The 26,572-nt window shown below is 70.9% G+C and carries 20 protein-coding genes and 3 pseudogenes; 18 read left to right on the top strand and 5 right to left on the bottom strand.

Annotated features, from left to right (window positions below; all coding sequences use genetic code 11):
• The 5 genes and pseudogenes from AC08OU_RS08605 to AC08OU_RS08585 form a co-directional block, all read left to right on the top strand.
• A pseudogene (locus AC08OU_RS08605) lies at nucleotides 1-239 on the top strand (hypothetical protein); the annotation flags it as partial.
• 34 nt (nucleotides 240-273) lie between these two features.
• The gene (locus AC08OU_RS08600) at nucleotides 274-465 is read left to right on the top strand and encodes a hypothetical protein (protein WP_462189029.1); all 192 of its coding nucleotides are present in this window, start codon (nucleotides 274-276) and stop codon (nucleotides 463-465) included.
• Nucleotides 466-488: 23 nt separating this feature from the next.
• Nucleotides 489-689, top strand: a complete 201-nt coding sequence (locus AC08OU_RS08595; protein WP_476604605.1) for a hypothetical protein — start codon at nucleotides 489-491, stop codon at nucleotides 687-689.
• A gap of 80 nt (nucleotides 690-769) precedes the next feature.
• On the top strand, nucleotides 770-3,052 hold the full coding sequence (locus AC08OU_RS08590; protein ID WP_476604604.1) for a cell division protein FtsK: 2,283 nt from the start codon (nucleotides 770-772) through the stop codon (nucleotides 3,050-3,052).
• 393 nt (nucleotides 3,053-3,445) lie between these two features.
• On the top strand, nucleotides 3,446-4,486 hold the full coding sequence (locus tag AC08OU_RS08585) for a DNA cytosine methyltransferase (protein WP_476604603.1): 1,041 nt from the start codon (nucleotides 3,446-3,448) through the stop codon (nucleotides 4,484-4,486).
• On the opposite strand, the gene AC08OU_RS08580 is transcribed toward AC08OU_RS08585, so the two are convergent.
• The gene (locus tag AC08OU_RS08580) at nucleotides 4,483-5,235 is read right to left on the bottom strand and encodes a hypothetical protein (protein WP_476601743.1); all 753 of its coding nucleotides are present in this window, start codon (nucleotides 5,233-5,235) and stop codon (nucleotides 4,483-4,485) included. The genes AC08OU_RS08585 and AC08OU_RS08580 overlap by 4 nt on opposite strands.
• On the bottom strand, nucleotides 5,196-6,026 hold the full coding sequence (locus AC08OU_RS08575; RefSeq protein WP_476604602.1) for a recombinase family protein: 831 nt from the start codon (nucleotides 6,024-6,026) through the stop codon (nucleotides 5,196-5,198). Before AC08OU_RS08575 ends, AC08OU_RS08580 begins: the two co-directional genes overlap by 40 nt.
• Between AC08OU_RS08575 and AC08OU_RS08570 the strand changes: the two genes are divergently transcribed.
• The 9 genes from AC08OU_RS08570 (at nucleotide 5,976) to AC08OU_RS08530 (ending at nucleotide 17,630) form a co-directional block, all read left to right on the top strand.
• On the top strand, nucleotides 5,976-6,497 hold the full coding sequence (locus AC08OU_RS08570) for an SAM-dependent methyltransferase (protein ID WP_476601747.1): 522 nt from the start codon (nucleotides 5,976-5,978) through the stop codon (nucleotides 6,495-6,497). The two genes, AC08OU_RS08575 and AC08OU_RS08570, sit on opposite strands and share 51 nt — an antisense overlap.
• Before the next feature lie 411 nt (nucleotides 6,498-6,908).
• A complete protein-coding gene (locus AC08OU_RS08565; protein WP_476601741.1) occupies nucleotides 6,909-7,883 on the top strand; it encodes a hypothetical protein in 975 nt (324 codons plus the stop codon).
• A complete protein-coding gene (locus AC08OU_RS08560) occupies nucleotides 7,810-9,240 on the top strand; it encodes a hypothetical protein (RefSeq protein WP_476604601.1) in 1,431 nt (476 codons plus the stop codon). The genes AC08OU_RS08565 and AC08OU_RS08560 overlap by 74 nt, the downstream gene beginning before the upstream one ends.
• The gene (locus AC08OU_RS08555; protein ID WP_476604600.1) at nucleotides 9,203-10,930 is read left to right on the top strand and encodes a helicase-related protein; all 1,728 of its coding nucleotides are present in this window, start codon (nucleotides 9,203-9,205) and stop codon (nucleotides 10,928-10,930) included. The genes AC08OU_RS08560 and AC08OU_RS08555 overlap by 38 nt, the downstream gene beginning before the upstream one ends.
• A complete protein-coding gene (gene drmB, locus AC08OU_RS08550) occupies nucleotides 10,930-12,855 on the top strand; it encodes a DrmB family protein (RefSeq protein ID WP_476599752.1) in 1,926 nt (641 codons plus the stop codon). Before AC08OU_RS08555 ends, drmB begins: the two co-directional genes overlap by 1 nt.
• A complete protein-coding gene (locus AC08OU_RS08545; RefSeq protein ID WP_476599750.1) occupies nucleotides 12,852-14,993 on the top strand; it encodes an HsdM family class I SAM-dependent methyltransferase in 2,142 nt (713 codons plus the stop codon). Before drmB ends, AC08OU_RS08545 begins: the two co-directional genes overlap by 4 nt.
• A 248-nt stretch (nucleotides 14,994-15,241) precedes the next feature.
• Nucleotides 15,242-16,726, top strand: a complete 1,485-nt coding sequence (locus AC08OU_RS08540; protein ID WP_476599748.1) for a serine/threonine-protein kinase — start codon at nucleotides 15,242-15,244, stop codon at nucleotides 16,724-16,726.
• Nucleotides 16,727-16,823: 97 nt separating this feature from the next.
• The gene (locus AC08OU_RS08535; RefSeq protein ID WP_476604599.1) at nucleotides 16,824-17,387 is read left to right on the top strand and encodes a ribonuclease FAU-1 family protein; all 564 of its coding nucleotides are present in this window, start codon (nucleotides 16,824-16,826) and stop codon (nucleotides 17,385-17,387) included.
• 72 nt (nucleotides 17,388-17,459) lie between these two features.
• Complete coding sequence (locus tag AC08OU_RS08530) at nucleotides 17,460-17,630, top strand: hypothetical protein (RefSeq protein WP_476599744.1); 171 nt, start codon at nucleotides 17,460-17,462, stop codon at nucleotides 17,628-17,630.
• Between the two features lie 51 nt (nucleotides 17,631-17,681).
• Here AC08OU_RS08530 and AC08OU_RS08525 read toward each other — a convergent pair whose 3' ends face one another.
• On the bottom strand, nucleotides 17,682-17,873 hold the full coding sequence (locus AC08OU_RS08525; protein ID WP_476599742.1) for a PNPOx family protein: 192 nt from the start codon (nucleotides 17,871-17,873) through the stop codon (nucleotides 17,682-17,684).
• A 74-nt stretch (nucleotides 17,874-17,947) separates the two neighbouring features.
• Here AC08OU_RS08525 and AC08OU_RS08520 point away from each other — a divergent pair, with 74 nt between their 5' ends.
• Nucleotides 17,948-19,627 carry an ABC-F family ATP-binding cassette domain-containing protein gene (locus AC08OU_RS08520; RefSeq protein ID WP_476599756.1) on the top strand — a complete coding sequence of 560 codons (1,680 nt, stop codon included), beginning with the start codon at nucleotides 17,948-17,950 and terminating at the stop codon, nucleotides 19,625-19,627.
• Between the two features lie 16 nt (nucleotides 19,628-19,643).
• Here the strand turns inward: AC08OU_RS08520 and AC08OU_RS08515 are convergent, their stop codons facing one another.
• Nucleotides 19,644-20,822, bottom strand: coding sequence for an HAF repeat-containing protein (locus AC08OU_RS08515; protein WP_476599740.1), 1,179 nt, complete (start codon nucleotides 20,820-20,822; stop codon nucleotides 19,644-19,646).
• 286 nt (nucleotides 20,823-21,108) lie between these two features.
• Here AC08OU_RS08515 and AC08OU_RS08510 point away from each other — a divergent pair, with 286 nt between their 5' ends.
• From AC08OU_RS08510 to AC08OU_RS08500, 3 genes and pseudogenes are all read left to right on the top strand, one after another.
• Nucleotides 21,109-21,696 carry a P-loop NTPase family protein gene (locus tag AC08OU_RS08510; protein WP_476599738.1) on the top strand — a complete coding sequence of 196 codons (588 nt, stop codon included), beginning with the start codon at nucleotides 21,109-21,111 and terminating at the stop codon, nucleotides 21,694-21,696.
• A 375-nt stretch (nucleotides 21,697-22,071) separates the two neighbouring features.
• Nucleotides 22,072-22,938, top strand: coding sequence for a bifunctional methylenetetrahydrofolate dehydrogenase/methenyltetrahydrofolate cyclohydrolase FolD (gene folD / locus AC08OU_RS08505; protein ID WP_462187447.1), 867 nt, complete (start codon nucleotides 22,072-22,074; stop codon nucleotides 22,936-22,938).
• A 182-nt stretch (nucleotides 22,939-23,120) separates the two neighbouring features.
• Nucleotides 23,121-25,585 (top strand): annotated as a pseudogene (locus AC08OU_RS08500) (MMPL family transporter).
• Nucleotides 25,586-25,865: 280 nt separating this feature from the next.
• Here the strand turns inward: AC08OU_RS08500 and AC08OU_RS08495 are convergent.
• Nucleotides 25,866-26,228, bottom strand: a pseudogene (locus AC08OU_RS08495) (cytochrome P450); the annotation flags it as partial.
• Between the last annotated feature and the right edge of the window lie 344 nt (nucleotides 26,229-26,572).

Below are 26,572 nucleotides of genomic sequence, written 5' to 3'. Positions count from 1 at the left end.
CGCAAGTTATTTCATTTCGACTCCTTGGCACGTGGCATAGGCGGACGCGGGAGGTGTGGCGGCAGGCGTATAACACGTGGGCTGTTCCGGCCGGGATGGATCCGGTGCCCGCCCATCCCCACATGACCGACGCAGAGGTCCCCGAGGTCATCGACGACGTTGACGACGTCGATGAGGCCGACGACGCCGGAAACGAGGATGTTCCGGCTGGCAGCGACGGGTCCGACCCGAACGACTAGCCCGCACCCCGTACAGGAAAGGAAACCCTGTCCCATGGTGAGTATTTCGATCATTCTGTTGTTGTCGTTCGCGGTCGTGGTCCTCGTCCGGTCTTACCGGCTGAGTCTGGCGTCGGCGCTGCTGTGCATCGTCCTCGGGTTCTATCTGGCTTCCTCCGGGCTGGCCCCGACAATCCAGCAGATCGTCAACCAGGTGATCAACGTCGTGTCGGCCATCGGCGTGTAGCGGAAAGGACAAAGGATCTAATGATGACGTTCTTTTTCATCATGATACTGGTGGCGCTCGTGCTTACCGATGGAAGCCTGTTGGTGTTGCTGCTGGTCCGGCTCGCCGAGGAACAGCGCGACATCGGTGATGTCCGCCGCCTGCAGGAAGCGCAACGCCGCCAGGAAGCGCAACGCCGCGAGGAGGCGCAACGCCGTCTCGGCCGTATTCCGCCTGGCCGTTGAGTTCGCCCCGGGGCGCGGTTCCTGACCGCCACGACAGACACCGCGCCCCGGGTTCCCCACGCAGACAGGGAACTTCCATCATGTCCGATCGCAGTCCTCTGCCGCCCGGTGAATCCTCCGACCCGTCCGGCGATCCCTCCGACCCGTCCGAGCATCCTTCCGACCCGTCCGGCGATCCCTCCGGCCTGTCCGATCATTCCTTCGGCCCGTCCGTGGGGGCTCGCCTGCCTGGCTGGTCTGGCGGGTGGGTGCCGGATGTCGAGACGGCGCGCGCCGATCTGGCCCCCTACCAGCCGAGGGACCGCCGTCCGCTCCCCGCCCGGCCTGCGCCGGTGCCGGTGGGGGAGGTGGCGGGGGTGGCGCTGGTGCCGGTGGATCCGTCTCCGCTTCCCCGGCCGGGGGTGGGTGAGCCGCGCCCGGGTGTCCGGCGGCCGATCGTCCCGGGGTGGCTGCGCTCGTGGGCGGCGTTGCGCGTGGCCGCATGCTGGGCGGTGGGCCACTACACCTACACCGCGGTCTACCACGCGGTGCGGGTGCCGGTGTACGCCGCCCGGCTGGTCGGCCGCGCCCCGCGCGGCGCCGGTCGGCTGCTGGGCGCGGTGGTGGGCTGGCTGGCCGACACCGACGCCCGGCCGGTGATCGCCGCTTCGGTCCGCCAGGAAGACGCCGGGATATATCTGCGGCTGGCCCGTCTGCATGACACCCGGACCCGGGCGCGGGCGTTCCTGGCCGTCCTGGGCGGCTTTCCTGCCCTCGCGCTGGCCGTGTGGTGGTGGAGCGCCGCCCCCGCCGGGGTGCGTCTGCTGCTGGGCGTCGCCGTGGTCGGCGGGCTCGGGGTGCTGGGGGCGCCGGCGGACCGGCCGCTGATGAGTCCGGCGGTGGTCCCGACCCGGGTGGGCCGGCTGACCGCGGACATCGTCGTCCGCGCGCTGGGGGCACTGGGCATCGCTGAGATCAACAAGGCGCGTCGCGAGGGTGGTGGGATCACCTTCCCCTCCCCGATCATGCGGGACGGTCCCGGCTGGCGCGCCGAGGTCGATCTTCCCTATGGGGTGACGGTGTCCGATGTCTTGGAACGCCGGGAACGGCTCGCGTCCGGGCTGCGCCGCCCGATCGGCTGCGTGTGGCCGGAGGCCGGGCACGACGCGCACGCCGGCCGGCTGGTGCTGTGGGTGGGGGATCAGGACATGTCCAAGGCCCCGGCCGCTGCCTGGCCGCTGACGCGGTGGGGGGTGACGGACGTGTTTGCCCCGGTGCCGTTCGGCTCCGACCCGCGCGGGCGGCCGGTCAGTATTCTCTTGTCGGAAAACAATGTGCTGGTCGGCTCGCTGCCCGGGGCGGGGAAAACGTCGGCGGTGCGGGTGCTCATGCTCGGCTGCGCACTCGACCCCACCTGTGAGCTGTGGGTGTTCAACCTGAAAGGAACCGCCGATCTGGACGCGGCGGAAAAGGTCGCCGCCCGTTATGCCTCTGGACTGGACGACTCCACGATGGAAATCGTGCTGGAAGCGTTACGGGATCTGCGGGCGGAGATTGTCCGCCGGGCCGCGGCGATTAAACGGCTACCGAAGGACCTGTGCCCGGATGGGAAGGTGACCCGGCAGATCGCCGGTTTGTGGTCGTACGGGTTGCATCCGCTGGTCGCGATTGTGGACGAGTGCCAGAACCTGTTCGCGCACCCGGCCTACGGCAAGGAAGCCGGCGAGTTGGCCACGGACATTATCAAACTGGGCCGGGCGCTCGGGGTGATTCTGATTCTGGCGACGCAGCGGCCGGATGCCGCCTCGTTGCCGACCGGGGTGTCATCGAATGTGTCGATCAGGTTCTGTCTGCGGGTCATGGGCCAGGTCGAAAACGATATGATCTTGGGGACGTCGATGTATAAGAACGGGATTCAGGCAACGACGCTGCGGCCGTCGGACAAGGGTATCGGCTATCTGGTTGGCGCCAGCGACGACCCGATGATTGTCCGCTGCGCGTACATCGATGCCCCGATCGCGGACGAGATCGCCGAGCGGGCGCGGGAAGCCCGTATCGCCGCGGGCCGGCTGTCCGGGCAGGCCGCCGGGGACAGCACCCCGCCGGAATCGGCACCGTCGCTGTTGGACGACATTCTGTCCGTGGTGCCCGGGGGCGAGGGCAAGGTGTGGTCAGAAACCGTTGTCGCCCGGCTCGCCGAGCTGCGGCCGGATGTGTACGGAGGTTGGGGTGCCGATCAGCTCGCGATGGTTCTCAAACCGTACGGAATCGAGACCGTGCAGATCGGCCGCCGGATAGCCGGGAAGGTCCTCAACCGGCGTGGGATCGAACGCCGCCACCTAGCCGCAGCGGTGGCGGAACGTGACCGGAAGCGGGTTGCCTGACGGTCCGCGGGGTGCTAACGATTAGCGGCTCTCCCGCTAACTGTTAGCACCCCTGTTAGCCCCCTCACAGGCCGCTGACCTGCTCGTTTGCCTGTTAGCGGCCCGGAGCGTGAAACCGCCGAAACCCCGGGGGGACGAGGGCTGTGGCCCCCTCCCGGCCCGGCTCGCCGCCCCGGCACCGTTGCCGCTACCCTGCGTGATCGGTCCGGGGGTGGTCGCTGGCATCCCGACCACGGGCAGGGCACCGGTGAAAGCCGGCGCACGCATCACCCATGGTGGTCGGCCGCGTGTTTTCCAGAAATCGCCTTGCGGGGTTAGTGCTGACCGCGTACGCCCTTTTTTCTGAACTATCCACCGCCTTTGCCCGCTCTGCTGTGAGGGGAGACAGCAGGAATGTCGGCTGTGCTTGATCTTTTTGCCGGCCCCGGTGGCTGGGGCTCGGCCTGCACCAGGCTTGGCCTGGCCGAAATCGGTGTCGAATGGGATCACTGGACCTGCGAAACCCGCCGCGCCGCCGGGCTGGCAACCGTTGAAAACGATGTCGGTGCCATCCACCCGGGCGACTACGCCGGGATTACCGGGCTGATCGCCTCCCCGCCCTGCCAGCCGTTCAGCAGCGCGGGAAAACGGCTGTGGCTGGCCGACCCCCGCGGCCGGCTCATTCACCAGCCGATGAGGTTCGCCCGCGTGCTGCGGCGGGTGTGGATCGCGATGGAAGAAGTCCCCGCCGTCCTGCCGATCTGGGAACGGTTCGCCTACGAACTGCGCCGCGGCGGCTACGCCACCTGGACCGGAATCCTCGCCGCCGAACAGTACGGGGTGCCGCAAACCCGCCGACGCGCCTTCCTCCTCGCTTCCCGGGCACAAGAAAGCGTCGGCCCGCCCGCGCCGAGTCACACCCGATATGGTGCGACAACCCCGCGATATGCGCCGCCGCTGAAACCCTGGCGGAGCATGGCCGACAGCATCGGCCGGGGGATCATCGACCGGCTATCCTTCACCGTCACCACCCACGGGAACACCTGGGGTGGAACCTACGCCCGCACCGCCCTCCGCACCGCACAGCTAACCGGCAGGTGGGCCGGACCGGTAGACCCCCTGACCGTCGCCGAGTTCGGCGCCCTGCAATCCTTTCCCGCCGACTACCCGTGGCAGGGCAGCAACACCAGCCGGCTTCTCCAAATCGGCAACGCGGTGCCGCCCCCCTCGCCGCCGCGGTCCTGTCCTCCGTCGCTTTCTCCCAGCCCCTTGCCCAAGCCGCGTAACGACGAACAGCCACCTACCCGCAAGACTCCCAGCGATCTTGACCTCCTCCCGCGTGGTGAGAGCGTCGTGATTCTCTCGGTGCAGGATTTCAGGCTTCCTGATGTGCTGGGGCATCTGGAGGCCGGAAGGGTCGTGCTCGTCCTTCCGGCCTTCCCACAGGCCACCTAGCGCGGACGGGCGGCTGAACCTCCGTTCCGCGCGCTGCTTTCCCGACGGAAACAGAACCCGTTGCCAAGGTCCACGATTCCGTCCGCGTCGGTCGTGTCCGTGAAACCCGTACCGATCTTGATTCCCCACTGTCCGTCATGCTCGGAAAGCGTCAGACCCCACGAGGCCATGATCGTTCGGAGCATGCCCCGCTTTTTGTCGGTGTCGCCGCTGGTCCACATGTCGCTGACCGTCCGCCCGATCTCCGTGTAGTCGTACACGTCAGAGACAAGCGCGAATTGTTCGATGGCCACCCGCAGAGCCTTGCGGGTGGCCACCAGCGCATCGAGTTCGTCATCGTCTTCCGTGACAGACAAACGGCTTTGCAGCCGGGAGAATTCTGCCCGCATCTCGTCCGGCTCGTGCGCGTTCCCCGCCACCCGCTGGAAAGCGAGAATAGGCGTCGTGTCACTGGAAAACATAGAATCGATTATGCCAATGATGGGGCGGGCGTCACAGCCGGTGAAGACACCGCACGCCTTGCGGGCTTTGGGGTTACCGCCACAGCGAAGCTTAGGAGTGCGCGGGTTTCCGGACGGAGCGCGACCGGCGTTCAGGTGCAGCTTCGCACCGCACGATGGGCATTGAAGGACGCCACTGATCCAGTTGGCGGCCTGTGCCACGGGACGGCCACCCTTGTTCCCTCTGGCGTCCGTCAGGTTCGCGGCAATCACCTTGTTGGCGCGCCACCACAGAGGCGAATCGACCACCGGTCCAACCTCATGCATCCACGTTTCGGTCGTACCCTCATACGTGTACCGGCATTCCTCGACCCCTGTGTGGTTCGCCGCGAACCGGACAAGGTTCTTAACCGATGATCGTAAATCCGGGCGATGGATTGCAGGAATTCGCGGTTGGCGACACGCTCGTAAATGTCCCTGACCGATTCCGGGTCGGCGCAATAAGCTTGCTTGGCGTAGCGTTCCCCCTTGACCGCCCAGAACGACGGCAGCGGACCGTGATGCGCGCCGTTGGCAATAATCATCGAGATGCCACGGTACGTGGTCTGCTTGACCGTCCTGGACTTCTCGGAATTCGCATGCTGAGCGACAAGAGTCACGATACGACCGGCGAAATCGGTCTTGCCGAACTGGGGTTCGGCAACCGAGATGATGTCGCCACCCGCAGACCGAATATCAAGCAAGATCTCCGCCTGCGCATCCAAATCGTCGCGACGGTCAAGCCGGGACGACTCGGTTACCAAAAGCGTCGTGTAGTCCCCACGCTGAATGTCAGCGATTGCCTCACGCAACGCCGGTTCCTGCGCCCCGTGGCTCGCCGAGTACCCGTGAAGGGTAAACCACTTGACGATCGTGATCCCTCGCTGAGCAGCCTCCTCAGCGAGGATCTTGACCTGTGAGGTCTCGTCCTGGCTACCCGTCGACACCCTGACGAATCCGGCACCTAGCTCGCCCACTGGCCCACCCTCGCTGTCGGTGCTGATCGCGGCCTGCACCGTGCACACTACCCGACAGCCTACGACACGGTCGTCCTCGCTCACGCTCGCGCCCTGCTGACCGGTACACCCGAGGGCCGCATCGCCTATCTGAACGCCGACCTGCGGGAACCGGGGAAGATCCTGGCTTCGGCCGAGGTACGCGACACGCTCGACCTGAGCCGCCCCATCGCACTGTCCCTGATCGCGATCATGCATTTTCTTCCCGATTCCGAGGATCCCTACGGCCTCGTCCGCCGCTACCTCGACGCCCTGCCCTCGGGCAGCTATCTGGCGTTCACTCATTGCACGGCCGATGCCGCGCCGGAGGAGGCCGGACGGCTCGTCGAGGTCTACCGGCAGCGGGGGATCCCCCTCACGACGCGTACCCGCGCCGAAGTCGAACTTTTTTTCGACGGTCTGGAGCTCGTCGAGCCGGGAGTGCAGATCGTCCATCGCTGGCGGGCCGAGGTGACCCCGGACGGCCCGACCGATGCCCAGGTCAGCGGGTACGGCGGCGTCGCCCGGATTCCCTGACCATCGACACTCGCGAGCGTTCACGAGGTCGGGTCCGCCTGATCGCGAGGTGGCCCCATGCGCGGTGGCACCGCGCGCGGCGGCCACATTGTGGGGAGCAAGGCACGGTCCAGGGACCGCAGACCGTGCCCAGGTCCCCCAAATTTACCGGCCGACGTGTCGGACCCGGGTGGGATGGTGGCTTTCGTCGCCGATGACGGTGGTGTAGCCTGTGAACCGAGTACGCGGCAATCGAGGGCACAGCATTCGTGGCGGGTCGTCGAGGCCCGGCGGATGCCGAGGGGGGAGACGCGCCGTGGTGGAGCCGGAGGCCGAGGGCGGGCTGTTCCCCGTGCCGCGGGGGTCCCAGGGCAGCAGAGGGTCCCAGGGCCGCTGGGGGCGCCGCCTTCGCCCGCCGCGCCGGGGGGGGGAGTGGGTGGCACCGGCGGCCGGGGCGCCGACGGCCGTACGGCCGCGGAGGTCCTCGACGCACCACAGCTCTTCGAGCCGGCGACGTCCTATGAGGTCCGGGATGCCTTCGCCGAACTCGTCCGCCGGCATCTGCTCGGCCCGTGGAGCGGCGAGCGCGAGCAGTTCCACCCCAGGGCGATGGGCCCGCGCGAGCGGTACCTCGTCGGCATGCTCGGGCCGAAGCCGGCTCCGCGCGGTGCCCGGGAGGCCGCCGCCGCGGACGTCGTCGCCGACACGGAGACGGCCGTGCAGGGCGACGCGGACGCCGACCTGCCGGAGATCGCCACCCCGCAGAACCGGGGGCGGATCTGGGCGTCGTCGATGGGACTCTCCTTCGCCGGGCTGGCCGGAACCGCCGGCACGGATTCGGTCGACGTCCTCGCCGTCACGGCGGCCTGGGGGCATTACACCAAGCGGGAGGTGGAGGACGACGAGGGCCGCAAGCGCAGCGCGTGGACCCGCGAACCGGTGGTCTTCGCGAACCGGGAGATCCGCCTGGATGATCACCTGGGCGCCGGTTCCCGGCGGATGCCGCTCGTCGGCGACGACGAGACCGGGGTCTTCCTCGTCGTCACCGTCCGCGAGCGCGGTGCCCGTCGCGTCGTCGAGCTGACGCTGGTCAACAGCCAGCCGGAGCCGCCCTCGTCCGCGGACACGGCGTGGCTGTTCCAGCCGACGCTGTCGGTGACCGCGCTGGACGGCGCGCGCGCCGTCTTCCTGCCCGTCGACGATCCCGAAGACGAGTGGTCCGGCTCCGGTTCTGGCACCGGCCTTGGCCCTGGCTCCGGTTCCCCCGAGGGCGACGCGCCGCTCGCCGGCGCGCCGCCCCTCGACGCTGATCACGAGGATCTGCACCTCACAGTTGTTGTACCGGGGGGAGCGTCGCTACGCGACCGGTCGCAACGTCGCGGTGCATCCGCACGTCCGGCCCGGTGAGCGGTGCGCCCACCGGCTGGAGACCACCTGGCTGCCCACCTACGACGTGCCGGCGACGGTCGCGCCCGCCGGGCCCGGCACGCCGCTGGCCGGGGTCGAACTGGCCATGGACACTCTCGCCGTGGCCGGGCCCGCCGCCCTGCGGCGCGGGTTGATACCCCTCGCCGACGGTTACGCCTCCTGGCTCGACGAGCGCGAGGCCGAGGTCGCGGGCCTGCCGGCGCGGCTGCGCCCGGCCGCCCGCACGGCGATCGGCGACGCCCGCCGAGCGGCGGACCGCATCCGGGCCGGCATCGCCCTGCTCGCCGACCAGGACCAGCCGCGCCACCGCGAGGCGCTGGCCGCGTTCCAGTTCGCCAACGAGGCGATGGCCGCCCAGCGCCGGCACACGGCGATCGCCCGGCTGCGCGACGAGCAGGGGCTGGACTACGCCGCGGCCACCGCCGCCGTGCGGGCCCGGGGCGCGGGGGAGGCCTCCTGGCGGCCGTTCCAGCTCGGCTTCGTGCTGCTCAACCTGCCCTCCCTGACCGACCCGGCGCACCCGGAGCGGGCCGCGGACGCCACCGCCGTCGTCGATCTGCTGTTCTTCCCGACCGGCGGTGGCAAGACCGAGGCCTACCTCGGCCTGACCGCCTACACCTTCGCGATCCGCCGCCTACAGGGGACCGTCGGCACCGGTACCGTGGCCCGCTCCGGCGAGGCCGGGGTCGCCGTCCTCATGCGGTACACGCTGCGGCTGCTCACCGCCCAGCAGTTCCAGCGGGCCGCCACCCTGGTCTGCGCCGCCGAGGTGCAGCGCCGCGCGGACCCGGCGACCTGGGGTGCCACGCCGTTCCGCATCGGTCTGTGGGTCGGCGGCGGGGTGTCCCCGAACCGGTTCGAGGACGCCCGCGACCAGGTCGGCGAGGCGCGCGAGGCCGGCGACGGCAAGCGGGCCAACGTCCTGCAGACCCTGAGCTGCCCGTGGTGCGGCAGCGCGCTCGGGGCCCATACTGACGCCCACGTCGACGAGGACCTCCGCCGGGTGCTGCTGTACTGCCCGAACGGCGAGGGGGCCGACGCCTGCCCGTTCTCCCGGCGGGCGGCGCCCGACGAGGGCCTGCCGGTGCTCACCGTCGACGAGGAGATCTACCGCTACGCCCCGAGCCTGGTCATCGCCACCGTCGATAAGCTCGCCCAGCTGCCCTGGCGCGGCGAGGCGGGGATCCTGTTCGGCCGGGTGAGCCGACGCTGCCCCCCGGCACGGGTACCGCCACGACGACCTCGACGCCCGCACCGGCTGCGGCGAGCGTCACCACAGCCGCGGCAGGCGGCCCGCCGTGACCAGCGAGCCGGTCGTCCGGCTGCGCCCGCCTGATCTGATCATTCAGGACGAGCTGCACCTGATCTCCGGTGCGCTCGGCACCACCGTCGGCCTGTTCGAGAGCGCGGTCGACGAGCTGTGCACCTGGCCGGTCCCGGCCGGCGCGCTCACCGGCCCGAAGATCGTGGCCTCGACGGCGACCACCAGACGGGCCCGCGACCAGGTGCTCGGCGTCTTCGGCCGCGGCCTCGCCGTCTTCCCGCCCCAGGTGATCGACGTGACCGATACGTTCTTCTCCCGGCGGGTCCCGGTCACCCCCGCCACCCCGGGCCGGCGCTACCTCGGCGTCTGCGCGCACGGGACGAGGATGAAGTCCGCCGAGATCCGCCTCGCCGAGATCCTGCTCCTCGCCGGCCAGACCCTGTTCGACCGGCACGGCACCCCCGCCGAGCCCTACCTGACCCTCGTCGGCTACTTCAACGCCACCCGCGAGCTCGCCGGTATGCGCCGCTACCTCGACGACGACGTCACCACCCGGGTGCGTACCCACGGCCGGCGCAAGGGGCTCGCCAACCGCATCGTCACCGGTACCGGCATGCTCGCGATCTCGGAGCTGACCTCCCGGGTCTCGTCGGCGGACATCAGCGAGGTGTTGGGCCGCCTGGAGATCCCCTTCGACCCCGAGCTCGACACTTCCGCGCGGCGGGAGGCCGTCGCCGAGAACGTCCGTGCATCGTTCCGGAGCAGGGAGCGGGACCGGCGGGCACCGCACCCCCTCGCCGAGCGCACTCGCGCCCGGAGCAACCAGGACCGGATCCCGGTCGACGTGGTGCTCGCGACCTCGATGCTCCAGGTCGGGGTGGACGTCTCCCGCTTCGGGCTGATGGCCGTGATCGGCCGGCCGAAGAACACCGCCGAGTACATCCAGGCGTCCTCCCGGGTCGGCCGGGACGCCGGCCGCCCGGGTCTCGTCGTCACCCTGTACAACTGGTCCCGGCCGCGGGATCTCGCCCACTACGAGGACTTCGAGCACTACCACGCGACCTTCTACCGGCAGGTGGAGGCGCTGTTCGTGACCCCGTTCACCCGCCGCTCCCTCGACCGGACCACCACCGGCACGTTCGTCGCCGCCGTCCGGCACGCCGACGAGGCGAACACCCGCAACGTCGACGCCCACGGCGTGGACCTCGCCGGCCCGGCGGTCAGCGGAGTGATCGACCGGCTGCTGGCCCGTGCCGAGGCCGTCGCCGGGCCGCGCGGCCGGGAGTACCTCGAGGAACGGATCCGGCAGCTGATCGAGAGGTGGGAGCTGGCGAGGACGGGCCCGTCCCGCATCGGCTATCGCACGGCCGGGGGACAGCAGCGGGTCACCGGCCTGCTGGAGCCCGCCGGGCACGTCCGCTGGGACGTTCTCACCGTTGCCCAGTCGATGCGGGAGACTGAGCACGAGATCAACCTGCTGGTGCCCGGCCCCGCCGAGATCTTCACCCCCGCCTACGGCGAGCCGGGCTGGGCGTTCGGCGCGCCGCCGGACGCCGACGGTACCGGTGAGATCGGGAGCAGCGGTGAGATCGGGAGCAGCGGTGAGATCGGGAGCAGCGAGGCGGACGGCAGGGATGACGAGGTAGTGGACGACGAGGCCGCCCCGGTCGGGGACGAGCTGGGGGAGACGGCCTTCGTGGCGGCACGGGCGGGCCGTCCGGCGCGGTCGGCCCGCGCGGCGCTCCCGGGGAGGGGCATCTGATGGTCACGGCGTTCCACCGGCGGGTCGGCGCGGTCCGGCCCAGTCACCTGATGTTCACCAGCGGTGTCGGCGCGCTCGTCGACCTGCCGAACTTCTCCGCGATCGTCCGCGGCGTCGACGACTGGGACTACCGCAACGTCCCCGAGTACCAGCCGATCGTCGAGCCGCGGTTGCTCGCCGCCGTGCGGCGGCTGTATGACCGGGGCGTCACCGAGCTGCGCCCGGCCCCGTGGGCGGAGACCGACGCGGGCGACCGCAGCGGGCAGGGCGCCCGGATCGGCGTGCCCACCGTGCCGTTCCCGAACTGGCTGCGCTGCACCGCCTGCAACGAGCTGGATGTGATCGCCTCCCGCGCGTTCGGGTTCGAGAACCCGTGGCTGACCCGGCCCCAGGACGCCCGCTTCTTCCACGGCACCTGCGGGCGGAAGAAGACCGGCCGCCGGCCGCTCGCGGTGGCGGCCCGCTTCGTGCTCGCCTGCACCGCGGGGCATCTCGACGACTGCCCCTACCCGATGTTCGTGCACCGGGGCGCGCAGTGCGCCAAGGCGAGTCATCCCCGGCTGCGGATGGAGGACCGCGGCGGCAACCTCGGCGCCAACGTCGAGATCCGGTGCGTGAACTGCGACGCCCGGCGCAACATCCGGGAGGCCATGGGACGCCGGGGGGCGGAGCACCTGCCACGCTGCCGGGGCCGCCATCCCCACCTGGGGACCTTCGCCGATGGCGGGTGCCCGCAGGAGTCCCGCCTGCTCGTCGTCGGCGCATCCAACCAGTGGTTCGCCCAGACGCTGTCGGTGCTGTCGGTGCCGCGGACCGGCGCCAGTGAGCTGGCGGTCAAGGTCGAACAGCACTGGACCGCCCTGGAAGGTCTTCCCACGGTGTCGATGCTGGCCTGGGCGCGCGCGCAGACCGCGGTGCTGCGCGAGTTCGCCCGATGGACGGACGAGGAGATCTGGGCTGCCGTCGAGCGGCATCGCGCCGCGATCGAAACCGGCCCGGCCCCGGGTGCCGACGCCGACGACGAGCGGGCCTACCCGGATCTGCGCACCCCGGAGTGGGAGATCTTCTCCTCCGCCGTCCTCCCCGAACCCACCGACGATTTCGCCCTGCGCCGCGAGCCCGGCGGTGTGCCGGCGCCGCTTGCCGGCTGCTACGCCGACGTCGTGCAGGCCGAACGCCTGCGGGAGGTACGGGCGCTGACCGGGTTCACCCGGCTGGACGCGCCCGACCCGGACGACCCCGACCTCGTCATCCGGGCGCCGCTGGCCCGTGGGCCGGCTTCCTGGGTACCGGCGAGCGAGGTCCGCGGCGAGGGCGTGTTCCTGCGGGTGCCCGAGGAGATCCTCGGCCCGTGGGCGCGCCGCGTCGCGGACAGTGTCGCGATGCGCGAGCACCGCGACGCCTACAGCCGATTCCGGGTGAACCGCTACTCCGACCGGATCGCCGGGGACTTCGATCCCATGCAGGGCTGGCCCGGGGAGCGATTCCTCGCCCTGCACACCCTGTCCCACCTGCTCATCCGGACCATCGCGCTGGAGTGCGGCTACAGCTCGGCCAGCCTGAGCGAACGCATCTACGCCGGGGACGACGGCGACCCGCGCGGCGGCATCCTCATCTACACGGCCGTCCCGGACGCGGAGGGCACCCTGGGCGGGCTGGTGTCGCTGGCCGAGCCCGACCAGCTGCTCCGGCTGACCCGCCGGGCCCTCGCCGACGCCCGGCACTGCTCGTCCGATCCACTGTGCGCCGAGCGGCTGCCGTCGGCGCCCGCCGACTTCCTGCACGGCGCCGCCTGCCACGTCTGCCTGTTCGTGTCCGAGACGACCTGCGAGCGTGGCAACCGCTTCCTCGACCGCCGGTTCGTCGTGCCCCTCGGAGACGAGCCGCAGGACCGCGCCCTCGCCCTGTTCGGCGGGCTGCCGTGAAGACGAGCGGCCGGGACACGGCGAGCTCCGCGGCTGCCACGGCCACAGACACGGCCACGGTCACCGCCACCGACATCGCCCGGCTGGCCGGAGTCGGGCGGGCCGCGGTCAGCAACTGGCGGCGCCGGTTCGCCGACTTTCCCGCACCCGTCGGGGGGACGTCGACCAGCCCGCTGTTCGCGCTGACCTCCGTGGCGGACTGGCTCACCCGGCATGACCGACCGTTCCAGGTCGAGGCGGCCGACCAGGTATGGCAGCGGATCCGGGGGGCCGTCGACGATCCGCGCCTCGGTGAGGTGACCGGCCATCTCGGGGGGTTCCTCATCCAGCGCCAGCGGGACCCCGCGGGCGCCACGGCGCTGCTCGGGGAGAGCGACGCGGTGGCGGCGGTATCCCTGGAACCGGCGATCGCCCGCGCCGTGCCGGAGCTTCCCGGTGGTTTCCCCGACACCTGGGAGACCGGGTGGGTGGCGATCGCCCGGGTCGCCGCCGAGGCGGCGGACCGGCACGGCCACGCGGAGCTCTTCGACGCGCTGCGCGCCCGCTACCGCGAGGTCTGCTCCCGGCAGGTGGCGGAGCCTCCGCGGGCGGTCGGGGAGCTGATGGTGACCCTCGCCGGCCTGCGCGGCCGGGCGGGGGCCGCCACGGTGCTCGACCCGGCCTGCGGGATCGGCGGGCTGCTGGAGGCGGCCCGGGCCGCGGGGGCGGGCCGCCTGCTCGGCCAGGACGTCAACCCGACGATGGCGCGGGTGAGCGCCGTCGGACTGCTGCTGCGGGGTGGTGACGCGCGGATCGTCGCGGGCGACTCGCTGCTCCCCGGCGCCTTCGCCGGGGAACGGGCCGACGCGGTCCTGTGCGCCCCGCCGTTCGGGCAGCTATCCTGGGGCTACGACGAGCTGCTCGGCGCGCCGTGGTGGCGCCACGGTGTTCCACCGCGGGGGGAACCCGAGCTGGCCTGGGTGCAGTACTGCCTGGCGCACGCCCGGGACGGCGCGCCGGTGCTGGTCATCATGCCGGCGGCCGCCGCGTCGCGCCGGGCCGGGCGCCGCATCAGGGCGAACCTGCTGCGTGCCGGGGAACTGCGCGCCGTGCTGGGGCTGCCGCCCGGGCTGTTCCCGACGGGATCGGCCCCGGATCTGTGGGTGCTCCGCCGCGGTGCCGGCCCCGATGCCGGTTCCGGCGGGCCCGGGGCGACGTCCGCTCAGGTACTGCTGGGCCTGGCGCACGGTGAGATCGCCGTCGTCGAAGCGGCCTGGGCGTTGTTCGTCGCCGCCGGCGGGTTCGGCGGCGGCACCGCCGATCTGCCGGCGGGATTCCGGCGGATGTGCGTTGCGGACCTCCTCGACGACGAGGTCGACGTGAGCCCGCGACGCTACATCGACCATCCTCCGGAAAGAACCGCTGTCGGTGAGTTCCCTGCTGTCGGTGAGTTCCCTGCCGTCCGGGAGGATTTCCTGGCGATGGTGGCCTCGTTGTCCTCGGCGGTTCCCCTCCTGACCCCACCGAGGGGATCCGGACCGGCGGACCGGCTGGCTTCGCCGAGTGTCACGATCGGTGAGTTGGCGAAAGCCGGATCGTTGACGGTCCTGATGGCCCCGTTGCAGACCAGGGCCGGGGTCGGTGACCTGCCGCTGCTCACCGCGGGCGACGTCCGGCATGGGCGGGGCCCGTCGGGCCGGACGGAGGAACTGGCCGGAATGCTCGTTCTCCGGCCCGGCGACGTCGTCTGTGTGACGGCGCCGGGGGAGACCACGGCCCGGGTCGTCGAGGACGCGGGTGCCGTTCTCGGGCCGCGGGTGGTGCTCCTGCGGGGCGATCCCGACCGGCTCGATCCGTACTTCCTGGCCGGGATCCTGCGGCCGGCCGGCCATCCGGCGCACGGGCGATCCGGTGGCGGTGCGGACGCCCAGGCCGCCGGCCGCTCGGGTGGATCGTCGCCGCCGGCCGGTCTGCGGCGGGTCCGGATACCGGTTCTCCCGCTGGCCGAACAGCGTTCCCCGGGGCTCGACTTCCATCGCCTCACGATGGTCGAGAAGTCGCTGCGCGACGCGGTGGAACTGGCCGAGACCATCGTCCGGCTCGGTCATCTCGGAATCGCCGACGGAAGCCTGCGGGGCGGGGCGACAGGTCCCATGTAATGACGCCCCTGCCCGGTGCGCGGGTCCGGCCGAAGCCTTGTCCTGGTGACGGTGAAGGCGGCGCGGTGCAGCCGGGATCAGCAACCCGACAATGCTGTGGCCGGCCGACAATGCCCTGGCCGATGCCGTTTCCGGGTGGGGGTAGTGTTCCCGGGGATCGGGCGGGAAGGGGCGGGGGCGCGGTGGCCGCGCGGTGGATGATCGATAGGCGGTATGAGCTCGAGGCTGTTCCATTGGCCAAAGGCGGAATGGGTGAGGTCTGGGTCGGCCGGGATGTGAAACTCGACCGGGAGATCGCGGTCAAGTTCGTCCGTTTTCCCGACGGCCAGCCGGACCAGGAGCTGATCCGCCGGTTCATCCGGGAGTCCCGCATCACCGCCCGCCTGTTGCATCCGGGGGTGCCGGCGGTGTACGACGCGGGTACCCACGAGGGGCGTCCCTACCTGGTCATGCAGCGGGTGCACGGCCTCAGCGTGGCGGATCTTGTCGCCGAGCAGGGCGCGCTGCCCGTCGGCTGGGCCGCCGCGATCGCCGCCCAGGTGGCCTCGGTGCTCGCGGTGGCGCACCGGGCGTCGCTCGTGCACCGCGACCTCAAACCGGCGAACCTGATGCTGGAGCCGGACGGCACTGTGAAGGTGCTGGACTTCGGGCTCGCCGTCGCGCTTGACCGGACCAACCTGTCGAAGATCACGGTGACCGGCCAGCACCTCGGCAGCCCCGCCTACATGGCGCCCGAGCAGGTGCTTGCCGGCCTGAGCACGCCGGCCACCGACATCTACGCGCTGGGTGCTACGCTGTTCGAGATGTTGACCGGTCAGCGGCTGTTCGCCGGTTCGTCGTCCTACACGGTGATGAACAAGCAGGTCGAGGAGGTCCCGGCGCGGGTGCGGTCGCTGCGCGCCGACGTGCCGGGCGGCCTCGACGAGCTGGTCGCCGCGATGCTGCGCAAGGCGCCGGAGGATCGCCCGTGCAGCGTGGAGAAGGTGTACGCGGCGTTGATCGGATCCGTGGTGGGCCTCGGCCCGCTTCCCGGGGCCGTCGACGACGCCGCGGACAACCCGGTACGGCTGTACGCGGCGGTCGCGGCCCGGGTGGTACCGCGCGGGGCGGCCTCGAACACTGCCCCCTCCACCCGGAGATCCACTGCTGAGCCGCCCGGGGAGCCCGATGGCGGGATCAGGCGGTCTGATCTTCGTCGTGCCCGGGACGAAGCTCGGACGTTGGCCCGGGCCTCCCGCTACAGTCAGGCCGCCGGTGTGCTGGCGGCGGCGGTGGACCGGGCTGGTCGTGCCCTTGGCCACGACAGCGCGGACGTGCTCGCGCTCCGTCTCGATCTGGCGGACCACCTGTTCGAGGGCGGCGACTTCCGCCGCGCCGTGGACGGCTACCGCACGCTTCTCGTCGATCTTGTCCACCGGGACGCTCCGGACAGCGAGCGGGTTCTGCGCTGCCGCCTGCGGGAGGCGACCTGCCGGGCCCTGATCGGTGAGACCGGCCAGGCGCTCGAACAGCTTCGTGGGCTGCTGGAGGACGAGATCAGGGTGTTCGGTGCGGACGACGCCCAGGTCTTCGAGCTGCGACGGCAGATCGGGCTGTTGCAGCTCGGCGCCGGCCATCGGGCGTCGGCCGCCGAGACCCTCTCGGCGCTGCTCGCCGATCTGCTCAGGGTCTGGGGGACGGAGCATCCGATGGTGCCTGTCGTCCGGGAGTTGCTGGCCGGTGCCGGCGGTTGATCGACGGCGGAATCGACCGTCATGAGCGTCCCATCCCGTCTGTCGTGGGGTTGTGGTGGGGGCCCGCCGGGGCAGGACGGCACCGTACAGTCGGACGGTGACGAAGCTGGAAAGCCCCGTGGCGTATGATCCCGGTTCCCAGGCTGGTCCCCAAGCTGGTCCCCAGGCATCGCCACCGCTCGGTTCGGGCGCCGCACCGGCGGGTCCGTTCGTCCCGGGCGAATTCGTTCCAGGAGAATTCGTCCCGGGCGAAGTGGTCGTGCACCGGTCGTTCACCACCAAGCGGCTCGTCTTCGTCCGCGCGGGTCACGTGGTCGGCCACGATGAGCGCGGGCTGCGGCTGTGGATCCCGCACGGCTGCCCGATGGCCGTCGAGCTGAGCACGGACGGTCGCGGCCTGCGCGACATGCCGTTCGCCGAATGGATCCGCCAATCCACGGTGCTGGTGGAGAGGGCTTGGCCTGGGCCGAACATCCTTATGATGATCCCGCCGGCGGGTGCGCACTCGGTGTGGTGGTTCTGGGACCGGCAGGGGCGGTGCGCCCGTTGGTACATCAATCTCGAGGCACCTGCCGTGGCCTGGCGCCACGACGGACTCGTCGGGGTGGACACGACCGACCACGACCTCGACCTGTGGGTCTCCCCGGACCGGACCTGGTAGTGGAAGGATGAGCACGAGCTCGCGGAACGGCTCGCGTTTCCCGAGCACTACTGGGTCACCGACGCGGCGGCGGTGCGGGCCGAGGGCGAGCGGCTGCTGCGGCTCGTCGAGACGGGGGCGTTCCCGTTCGACGGCACCTGGTGCGACTTCCAGCCGGACCCGTCCTGGCGCACACCGGCTACCCTGCCGCCCGGCTGGGACCGCCCGCGGGCGCCGGGCACGACCGGAACCGGCCCGCACTGACGGCGATGTCGACGGCCGGTGGTATCGAGGGCCGGCGATGTCAACAGCCGGCTACGTCGAGAAGGCCCACCCTGACCAGCGGGCCACCGTCACGATAATCGCCGGCCCGGCGGGCGGGGCGGCCTGGTACTGGTCATATCGGGTGATGAGCAGTTCGATGGCAGCGGCGTGTCCGGGTTCGCCCGCCCGGACGATGCGGGCCTCGGCGCCGGTCAGCCGCACGGACCCAGCGTACGGACTCACCGTAGGGTCCCACCGGATGGATGCGGCCCCAGGGGGCGGGACGCGATGCGCCGTCCATGCGCCAGACTGGTCAGATGTCCGCCACCCTCGTCGCGTCCGGTCTCACCGTCACCCGCGGTGGGGCGACCGTCCTCGACGGCGTCTCCCTCACCGTCGCGCCCGGCGACCGTCTCGGCGTGGTGGGGCCCAACGGCGTCGGCAAGTCGACGTTGTTGCGTGCCCTCGCCGGGCAGGTGGCGCTCGACGCGGGCCGGGTGGATCTCGCGCCGCCGACCGCCAACGTCGGCCTGCTCCCCCAGGAACCCGACCGCGACCCCGGGGAGACCCTGCGGGCCTTCCTCGCCCGTCGCACCGGCGTCGCCGCGGCGCAGGCCGAGCTCGACGCCGCGACCGAGGCGTTGGCCCTGGGCACGTCTGGGGTCCCTGGCACGTCTGGGGTCGACGACCGCTACAGCGTCGCCCTGGAGCGGTGGCTGGCGATCGGCGCGGCCGACCTCGACGCCCGCGCCGAGGAGGTGTGCGCCGATCTCGGTCTGCCCGCGGGCGCGCTCGACAGCCCGACGACGGCGTTGTCCGGCGGGCAGGCCGCCCGGGGATCGCTGGCCGGCGTCCTGCTGTCCCGGTTCGACATCACCCTGCTCGACGAGCCCACCAACGACCTCGACTTCGACGGGCTGGAACGGCTCGAGCGGTTCGTCCAAGGCGTGCCCGGGGCGCTGGTCGTCGTCAGCCACGACCGCGAGTTCCTCGACCGCACCATCGACACCGTCGCCGAACTCGATCCGCACCGGCACGGCCTCACCCTCTTCGCCGGCGGATGGACGGCGTACCTGCAGGCCCGCGAGGTCGCGCGGCGTCAGGCCCGGGAGCGGTACGAGGAGTACGCCGGCCAGCGGGCCGATCTCGTCGCCCAGGCGCAACGCCAGCGGGAGCAGGCGGTGCGGGGTTCGGTGCGGGCGAAGCGGCGGATGCCCGACGGTGACCGGGCCGCCAAGGGAGCCCGGATCGAGGCGGCGACGAAGAGCGCGGCCAGGGTCCGGTCCATCGAGTCCCGCCTCGACCGGTTGGCGGAGGTCGAGGAGCCTCGCAAGGAATGGCAGCTGCGCATGTCGATCGCCGCCGCGCCCCGGTCGGGCGATGTCGTCGCGACGTTGACCGGCGCGGTGGTGGCCCGATCGGGCTTCACTCTGGGGCCGGTCGACCTGACGATCGCGTGGGCGGACCGGGTGGTGATCACCGGGCCGAACGGCGGGGGCAAGACGACCATGCTGGGTGCGCTGCTCGGCCGCATCCTCCTGGCCCGGGGGCACCAGGCACTCGGGTCCGGCGTGCGGCTCGGCGAGATCGACCAGGCCCGCGGCCTGTTCCGGGGTGAGGCTACGGCGCTGGCCGTCGCCGAGCGGGCGACCAGCTGGCCGGCGGGCGAGGTGCGCACCCTGTTCGCGAAGTTCGGTCTCGGCCCGGATCAGGTCACTCGGCCGGCGGCGTCCCTGTCGCCGGGAGAACGCACCCGGGCGGGGCTCGCGCTGCTGCAGGCGGTCGGCGTGAACTGCCTGGTGCTCGACGAACCCACCAACCACCTCGACCTTCCGGCGATCGATCAGCTCGAACAGGCGCTGGCCGGCTATGCGGGCACCCTGCTGCTCGTCACCCATGATCGGCGCATGCTCGACACGGTCGCCGTGACTCGCCGGCTGCACGTCGACGGCGGCCTCGTCACCGAGAAGCCCCTCGCCACCGAGAAGCCATTGTGACGGGCCGCTGAGAACGTCAGGAGCCGGTGTTCGGCCAGAATGCCGCCTGGGGGAACGGGGAGTCCGTGGTGGTCGCGGAACCGAGCACGACGTTGTTCGGGGTGACGGCGTTGCCCGCGCTCACCGGTCCTCCGAGGGTGGCCAGATCGGTCAGCCGGCCGCGGTACCAGCGGAACGCGTGGCTGCCTTGACCCGAGGGCGCCGTCCCGCACACCACACCATGATCATTGAGGTCGAGAAGCTCCAGCGGGCCGAGCGGTGAGGTGATCGGGATGCGGCGGCCCGCGATCCACAGGAACCCGCCATCTGACGATCCGAGGCTGCGCACCAGCACCTGACCGAGACTGTTCACGGCGACCGCCTCGCTGTGCAGGTCACTGCCGAGGGTCCCGAGATCGGTCATGCGGCCGCGGTCCCACAGGAACGCGCGGGAATAGCCGTCCGAGGTCTCGCTGGTCCCCACGACCTGCCTGGCGTTGTTCACGTCGGCGACGACGGTCGAGGAACCGCCGAGAGTCCCGAGATCCGACATCGTGCCGGCTGACCAGAGGAACCCGTGGCTGGCGCCCTCCCGGGTGAGGCTGTTACCCGCCACCCTTCCCTGCACCGTGACGGCCACGGCGGAACTCAATGGTCCGCCAAGTGTGCCCAGATCCGTCATCGTGCCGTTTGACCATCGGTAGGCGTGCTGCTCGCCCGTATTGGTGGTGCTGGTCCCCACGATGAATCCGGTGTCGCTGACGTCGACCGCGGTACTGGACCGCCCGCTCTGGGTGGGGGTGCCGCCGAGGAATCCTAGCGACTGATAGATGCCACGGTTCCAGCGGAACGCTTCCCGGCTGTAACGCGTGATGTTCTCGCCGACGACCACGCCGGCCTCGCTCACCGCGGCCGGCCGGCTGTTCCCCGGCAGGCCGTGCACCGTACCGCCGCGGTAGACGAACCCACTGAGCTCGGATGGTGAGGTCTGCCAGTAGCCCGCGAGAAGGCCTGCGGTGTTGCCGCCGGTGAGGAGACCGGAGGCCCCGGTCGGGGATGGAATGTCCACGACGGCGGGTCGGGCGGGCGCAGGTGGGGAGGACGGTGCCGCGGTGGCCGCGTCCGCCGCGGTGGCGGAGCCGAGGTAGCCGAGCGACCAGGGCACGAGAGTCGTGGCCACCGTGGCGGCACGGATGAATGTCCTTCGATCGTTCATCGTGAAATGATCTCCTCTGGCCGGCTGCCACGGTCAGCCATCGACGGTTATCGGCCGACGTCGGTCGACCGGCTGGAGGAGTTCGTGGAGCCATCACGCAATGCCAACTCTCCGAGGCCGGAGGATTGCAACATGATCTACCGTCGTCAATCAACGACACGCTGGCGCCGTCGGCGGCTCACCCCCTCGGCTCGGCGGTGGCGGTCGGGTGGGCGGTGGCGGTCGGGTCGGGACGAAGCACGATGTTTCACCACCAGGCCGGGTGCACCGGTGGGACACTGACCGGGTGAATGCGCTCGGGACGAGCCGTGACTCCGCGCCGGCAGCGATGCCCTCTGACGCCCGGCGGATCCTCGTCGTCGGCAGCGGCGGGGCGGGCAAGAGCACCCTGGCGCGCGAGCTCGCGCGCCAGACCGGACTGCCGCTCGTGCATCTCGACCGGTACTTCTGGCAACCGGGATGGGTCGAGACACCCACGGCGCAATGGCGGTCCGTCGTCGCCGACCTCGTCGCCGAGCCCGCATGGGTGATGGACGGGAACTACGGCGGCACGCTGGACCTGCGCATTCCCGCCGCCGACCTCATCGTGTTCCTGGACCTGTCGCGGCGGATCACCATCCCACGAGTACTGCGACGCTGGGCACGGTGGCACGGACGGAACCGTCCCGACCTCGCCGCGGGCTGCCCGGAACGGCTCGACCTCGCTTTTCTCACCTGGCTGTGGAGATATCCGAGTACCAGCCGCAACCGTCTCGCCGACAGCATCGCCGAACACCACGCCGGACACCGGGTCGTTCGCCTGTGTACCCCGCGTGAGGTTCGTCTCTGGCTGGCCGCCGTGGCCTATTCGGGAGTTCCAGCGGCCCGCCGGTGACGGCCAACCGGCTGTGCCCGGTCATCGGCTAGCCGTCGCCCGACCGTCGCCCGGTCGTCGCCCGACCGTCGCCCGGTGAATTTGGGGGACCTGAGCACGGTCTGCGGTCCCTGGACCGTGCCTTGCTCCCCACAATGTGGCCGCCGTCGGCGTTTCCCGCGCCCGAGGGTTCCCCGCGGTGGTGGGTATGACGGTACTGGGCACCTGTGCGCTCTGTTGGCGTAGCGTGCTCGCTCGGGCTCCGCCGGACGCCGGGGGACCGCGCCAGGGGCCGGGGAGACCGCGCCGGACGCCTGGCTGACCCGGGCATGACCCGGATCGGAGACCGGGTAGAACCCGGGCATGATCTGACGACCGTGACGCGAAGGGCCGATAGTGAGCGCAGTGATCATCGACGGCAAGGCCGTCGCCCGCAGAGTGCGTGAGAACGTGGCCAGGGAGGTCGCCGAGTTCCGCGACCGGACCGGCCTCCAGCCCGGCCTCGCGACCGTGCTCGTGGGTGATGACCCCGCGTCCGCCGTGTACGTCGGCGGCAAGCGTCGGGCCTGCCTCGAGGCCGGCATGGCCGACCTGCATCAACACCTGCCGGCCGACACCTCCCAGGAGAAGGTCGCGGCACTCCTGGACGATCTTGCCGCCGATCCGGCTGTGTCGGGTATCCTGCTGCAGCTTCCGGTGCCCGAAGGCTTGGACGGGGCCGCGCTCGTCGGCCGGATCCCACCCGGGAAGGACGTTGACGGGCTCACCACCGCCAGCGTCGGTCTGCTCGCCCGGGGTCTGCCGGGTCTGCGGCCCTGCACACCGTCCGGAATCATCGAGTTGCTGGACTCCTACGATGTCGAGTTGTCCGGTACGCCCACGGTTGTCGTCGGTCGTTCCGAACTGGTCGGTCGTCCGGTGGCACAGCTGCTGGTGGGACGTAATGCGACTGTAACTATCTGTCACTCCCGTACGCGGGACTTGGCGGCGGTCTGTCGCGGCGCCGACGTGCTCGTCGTCGCCGCGGGAAAACAGGCGATCATCGGCGTCCACGCGGTGAAGCCAGGCGCCACCGTCATCGACGTCGGCATGCACCGGACCCCGCAGGGCCTGCGGGGCGACGTGGATTTCGAGGCGGTGCGCGAGGTGGCCGGGAAACTGACCCCGGTGCCGGGCGGGGTGGGGCCGATGACGATCGCGATGCTGCTGCGCAACACCCTGCTCGCTGCGCAGGCCGCCGCCGGGGCTGACGGTCCGGGCTGACGGTTACCACGAGCCGCTTGCCGCACCGAGTCACACCCCGGACTTGCGGGTCACATCCCTGACGTGAAGGTTTTCATCGGTTCTTCGCCCGTCGGCCGGTGGGGCCGACGGGCTCTGTCGGTGGCATGCGCCAGAATCGCCATCGTTGGGACAGGATGTGCGTTCGGCGTGGGGAGACGGGCATGACCAGCGGGGACGAGTCCGAGGTCGGGGGCGGCGGCGGGTCGGCGGCACGGGCGGAGACCCCGCCGGCAGCACCATCCCCGCCAGCGCCGGCACCACCAGCGGCACAGTTCCCGCCGGGGCCGGCCGTCGCCGGGGCCGATGCGGTGCGGAACGCTCCCGGGGACGGCAACGGTACCCCGGCGGATTCCGCTTCCGGCCCCGCTTCTGCTTCCGGCCCCGCCGGTTCCGGTGGCCGTCCGGCGCGCGCCCGCCGGCCACGCATCGTCTACGTCTTCGCGGTCCTGGCTGTCGGCTGGCTCCTGCTCGGCGGCGTCGGCGGATCCTACCAGGGCAAGCTCAGCGAGGTCCAGAAGAACGACAACGCCGCCTACCTCCCGAACTCGGCCGAGTCGACCAAGGTCGACACCGCGTCGCGGCAGTTCCGCTCTGTGCAGACGATTCCCGGCTTCGTCGTCTACGATCGCCAGGGCGGGCTGACCGCGCAGGACAAAGCTAAGATCACCGCCGACGTGAGGTCCTTCGCCGGGATCCACGGGGTGGACGCCGGTCAGCTCGGGCCGCCCCAGTTTGCCCGCAACGGCGCTGTGGCCGCCGTGGCCGTGCCGCTCGTCGCCCAGGACGGCGGCCGGGAGGTCAAGGGTGATGAACTCGTCGACGTCGAGAAGGCTGTCGTCGCGGTCGCCCGCGACGGGGCACCGGCCGGTCTCGCCGTGCACCCGGCCGGGCCGGGGGTCTGCTCGTCGCCTTCATCGAGGCGTTTTCCGGCATCGATGGGCTGTTGCTGCTCGCCGCGGGCCTTGTCGTCGTGGGCATCCTGCTGTTCGTTTACCGCAGCCCGGTGCTGTGGTTCTTCCCGCTGTTCAGCGCGGTGCTCGCGCTCGGCGTCTCGGCGCTGATTATCTACCCGTTGGCCAAGAACGACGTCCTCACCCTCAACGGGCAGAGTCAGGGCATCCTGTCGGTGCTGGTCATCGGTGCCGGCACCGACTACGCACTGCTGCTGGTGAGCCGCTACCGGGAGGAGTTGCACACCTACCCCAGCCGGGTCCAGGCGATGATTGCGGCCTGGCGGGGCGCCGCTCCGGCGATCATCGCCTCGGCGGCGACGGTGATCCTCGGTCTGCTCTGCCTGATCCTCGGTGAGCTGAACTCCACCCGCAGCCTCGGGCCGGTAGCGGCGATCGGCATCGCCTGTACGGCCTTGATCATGCTGATCTTCCTGCCGGTGTTCCTGGTGATCGCCGGACGCTGGATCTTCTGGCCTCGCATTCCCCGCGTCGACCACCAGGCCGACCTCACCGGTCACGGTCTCTGGGCACGCTTCGCCGGGGGCCTCGTCCGCCGGGCCCGGTGGGCCTGGATCGTCACGACGGTCGTGTTGCTGGCCTGCTCGTCCCTGATCGTCACCCTGAAAGTCGACGGCCTGTCGACGACGGACAGCCTGACGGGGCGGCCGGAGGCGATCGTCGGCCAGGAGATCTTCGACGCCAACTTCAGCCAGGGGGAGGGCGCCCCGGCCGTCATCATCACCAACACCGCTGCCGCCGCGGACGTCATCGCCGCCGTTCGGAAGGTCGACGGCGTCGCCACCGCTCCCGGCTCGGTCTGCGTGGAGGTCGACTACCCCAAACTCGCCGCCCGGTCGGCGTCCGGCGGGCGCCCGGCGGCGAGGGGTCCCGACGGCTGCGCACCCGCGTCGGTCCAGGTCGCCCCGGTCGACGGTCGAATCGCCATCGACGCCGCCATCGTCTACCGCTATGACACCGCCGAGGCTTACAACACGATCACTGAGATCCGACGGGTCGTCCGGGAGGTGCCCGGGGCGGACGCCCTGGTCGGTGGCCAGTCGGCGATCAATCTCGACACCCAGAACGCCTCGCGCCACGACCGCAATCTGATCATCCCGATCGTGCTGGTCGTCATCCTCCTTGTGCTCGGCGTCCTGCTGCGGGCACTGCTCGCCCCGGTCCTCCTGATCGCGACGGTGGTGCTCTCGTTCGCCGCGACGCTGGGCGTGAGCGCGGTGGTGTTCAACCACGTCTTCGGGTTCGCCAACGCGGATCCCGGCTTCCCGCTGTTCGCGTTCATCTTCCTCGTCGCCCTGGGGATCGACTACAACATCTTCCTGATGACCAGGGTCCGGGAGGAGACCCTCATCCACGGCACCCGTAGCGGCATCGTGCGCGGCCTCGCGGTCACGGGCGGGGTCATCACCTCGGCCGGGATCGTCCTCGCCGGGACGTTCGCCGTACTCGGCGTCCTCCCGCTGGTCTTCCTGGCCCAGTTGGGTTTCTCGGTGGCCTTCGGGGTGCTGCTGGACACGGTTCTGGTCCGCTCGGTCCTCGTGCCGGCACTGAGCCATGACCTCGGTCCGAAGATCTGGTGGCCCTCGAAGCTCTCCCGACACGCACTCGCCCGGCCCGGCCTCCGCGCCAGGACCGAAGCCAACGCACGTCCCTGATGCCCGGGCACCCGACGACTGCTGGTGACGTGCTGTAGTCGCCGGCCGGGGTGGCAGGAGGCGCACCCGCCGCCTGGAAAGATCTCGTTCCGCCCAAGGAACTGGATCCTCGTCCCGTGGCGATCCGGGCTGCCCTATCGGCCCCCCGTCCTCGGCGGAGGGTGCCGGACCCAGCCGCACGGGAACGGACTTTCGATGCCGGTGAGGCGGGGCCGGGGACACCACGCGGGCAGCGGGGCTGGCCGCCGGGCCTTACGGGACGCTACGAGACACGCACGGGCTCGGACGGGTGCTCGACCCGCCAGTCGATGTAGTCCCCGAACTCCTCCCAGTCGAAGTTCACCGCCTGCGCGGCGCGATCCTCGTCGTCCCGCAGCCGTAGGCCTTCGTCGAGGCGGTCCCGGATCGCCTCCTGCCCGGTCTCGGGGATACCCAACAGGTAGCCGATGGTGCGCATGGGCATCTGCGCGCCCAGGTCTTTGATGAAGTCGAATCGGTCGATGCCGACGAGGGGATCGAGGCAGCGTGCGCAGAACTCGCGGATCTTCGGCTCCAGCGCGTTCATCTTCCGGGGAGTGAAAACCTTTGTCAGGAGGCTGCGGTGGCTGCTGTGGATCGCTGGGTCCTCGAAGAGGATGATGCCCGAACGGCTGATCGCCGGCATATCCTTACTTCCTTGGGTGATGAGGTGAGACACCCGGCCCGCGACCGCGCCGGTGGAGTGAACGTCGCGGAGTAAGTCATCGTCTCCGGCGCTCCTCCGGGGCAACGAAGCCTTCTGCGCCCGGTCGGACTGCCGCAAATACCCGCGGTACCGCTTCTTTCCGACGTGAATCCCGAGGGGTGACAGGGTCGGTCAGGTGGTCAGGAAATCTTTTCCAGCTGGACCGGTAGCCCGTCCCGTGGAACAGGTAGCGGGAAACGGTCTAATGATATCCGGTAGCCCGGTGCCAGGCTCCACCGGTACCGCAGCAGCATCTGGTGCAG

The sequence above is a fragment of the Frankia sp. CcMO1 genome, assembly GCF_977945845.1.
Note: the sequence above shows the minus strand (reverse complement) of the source record. Positions and strands in the feature narration are given on the sequence as shown.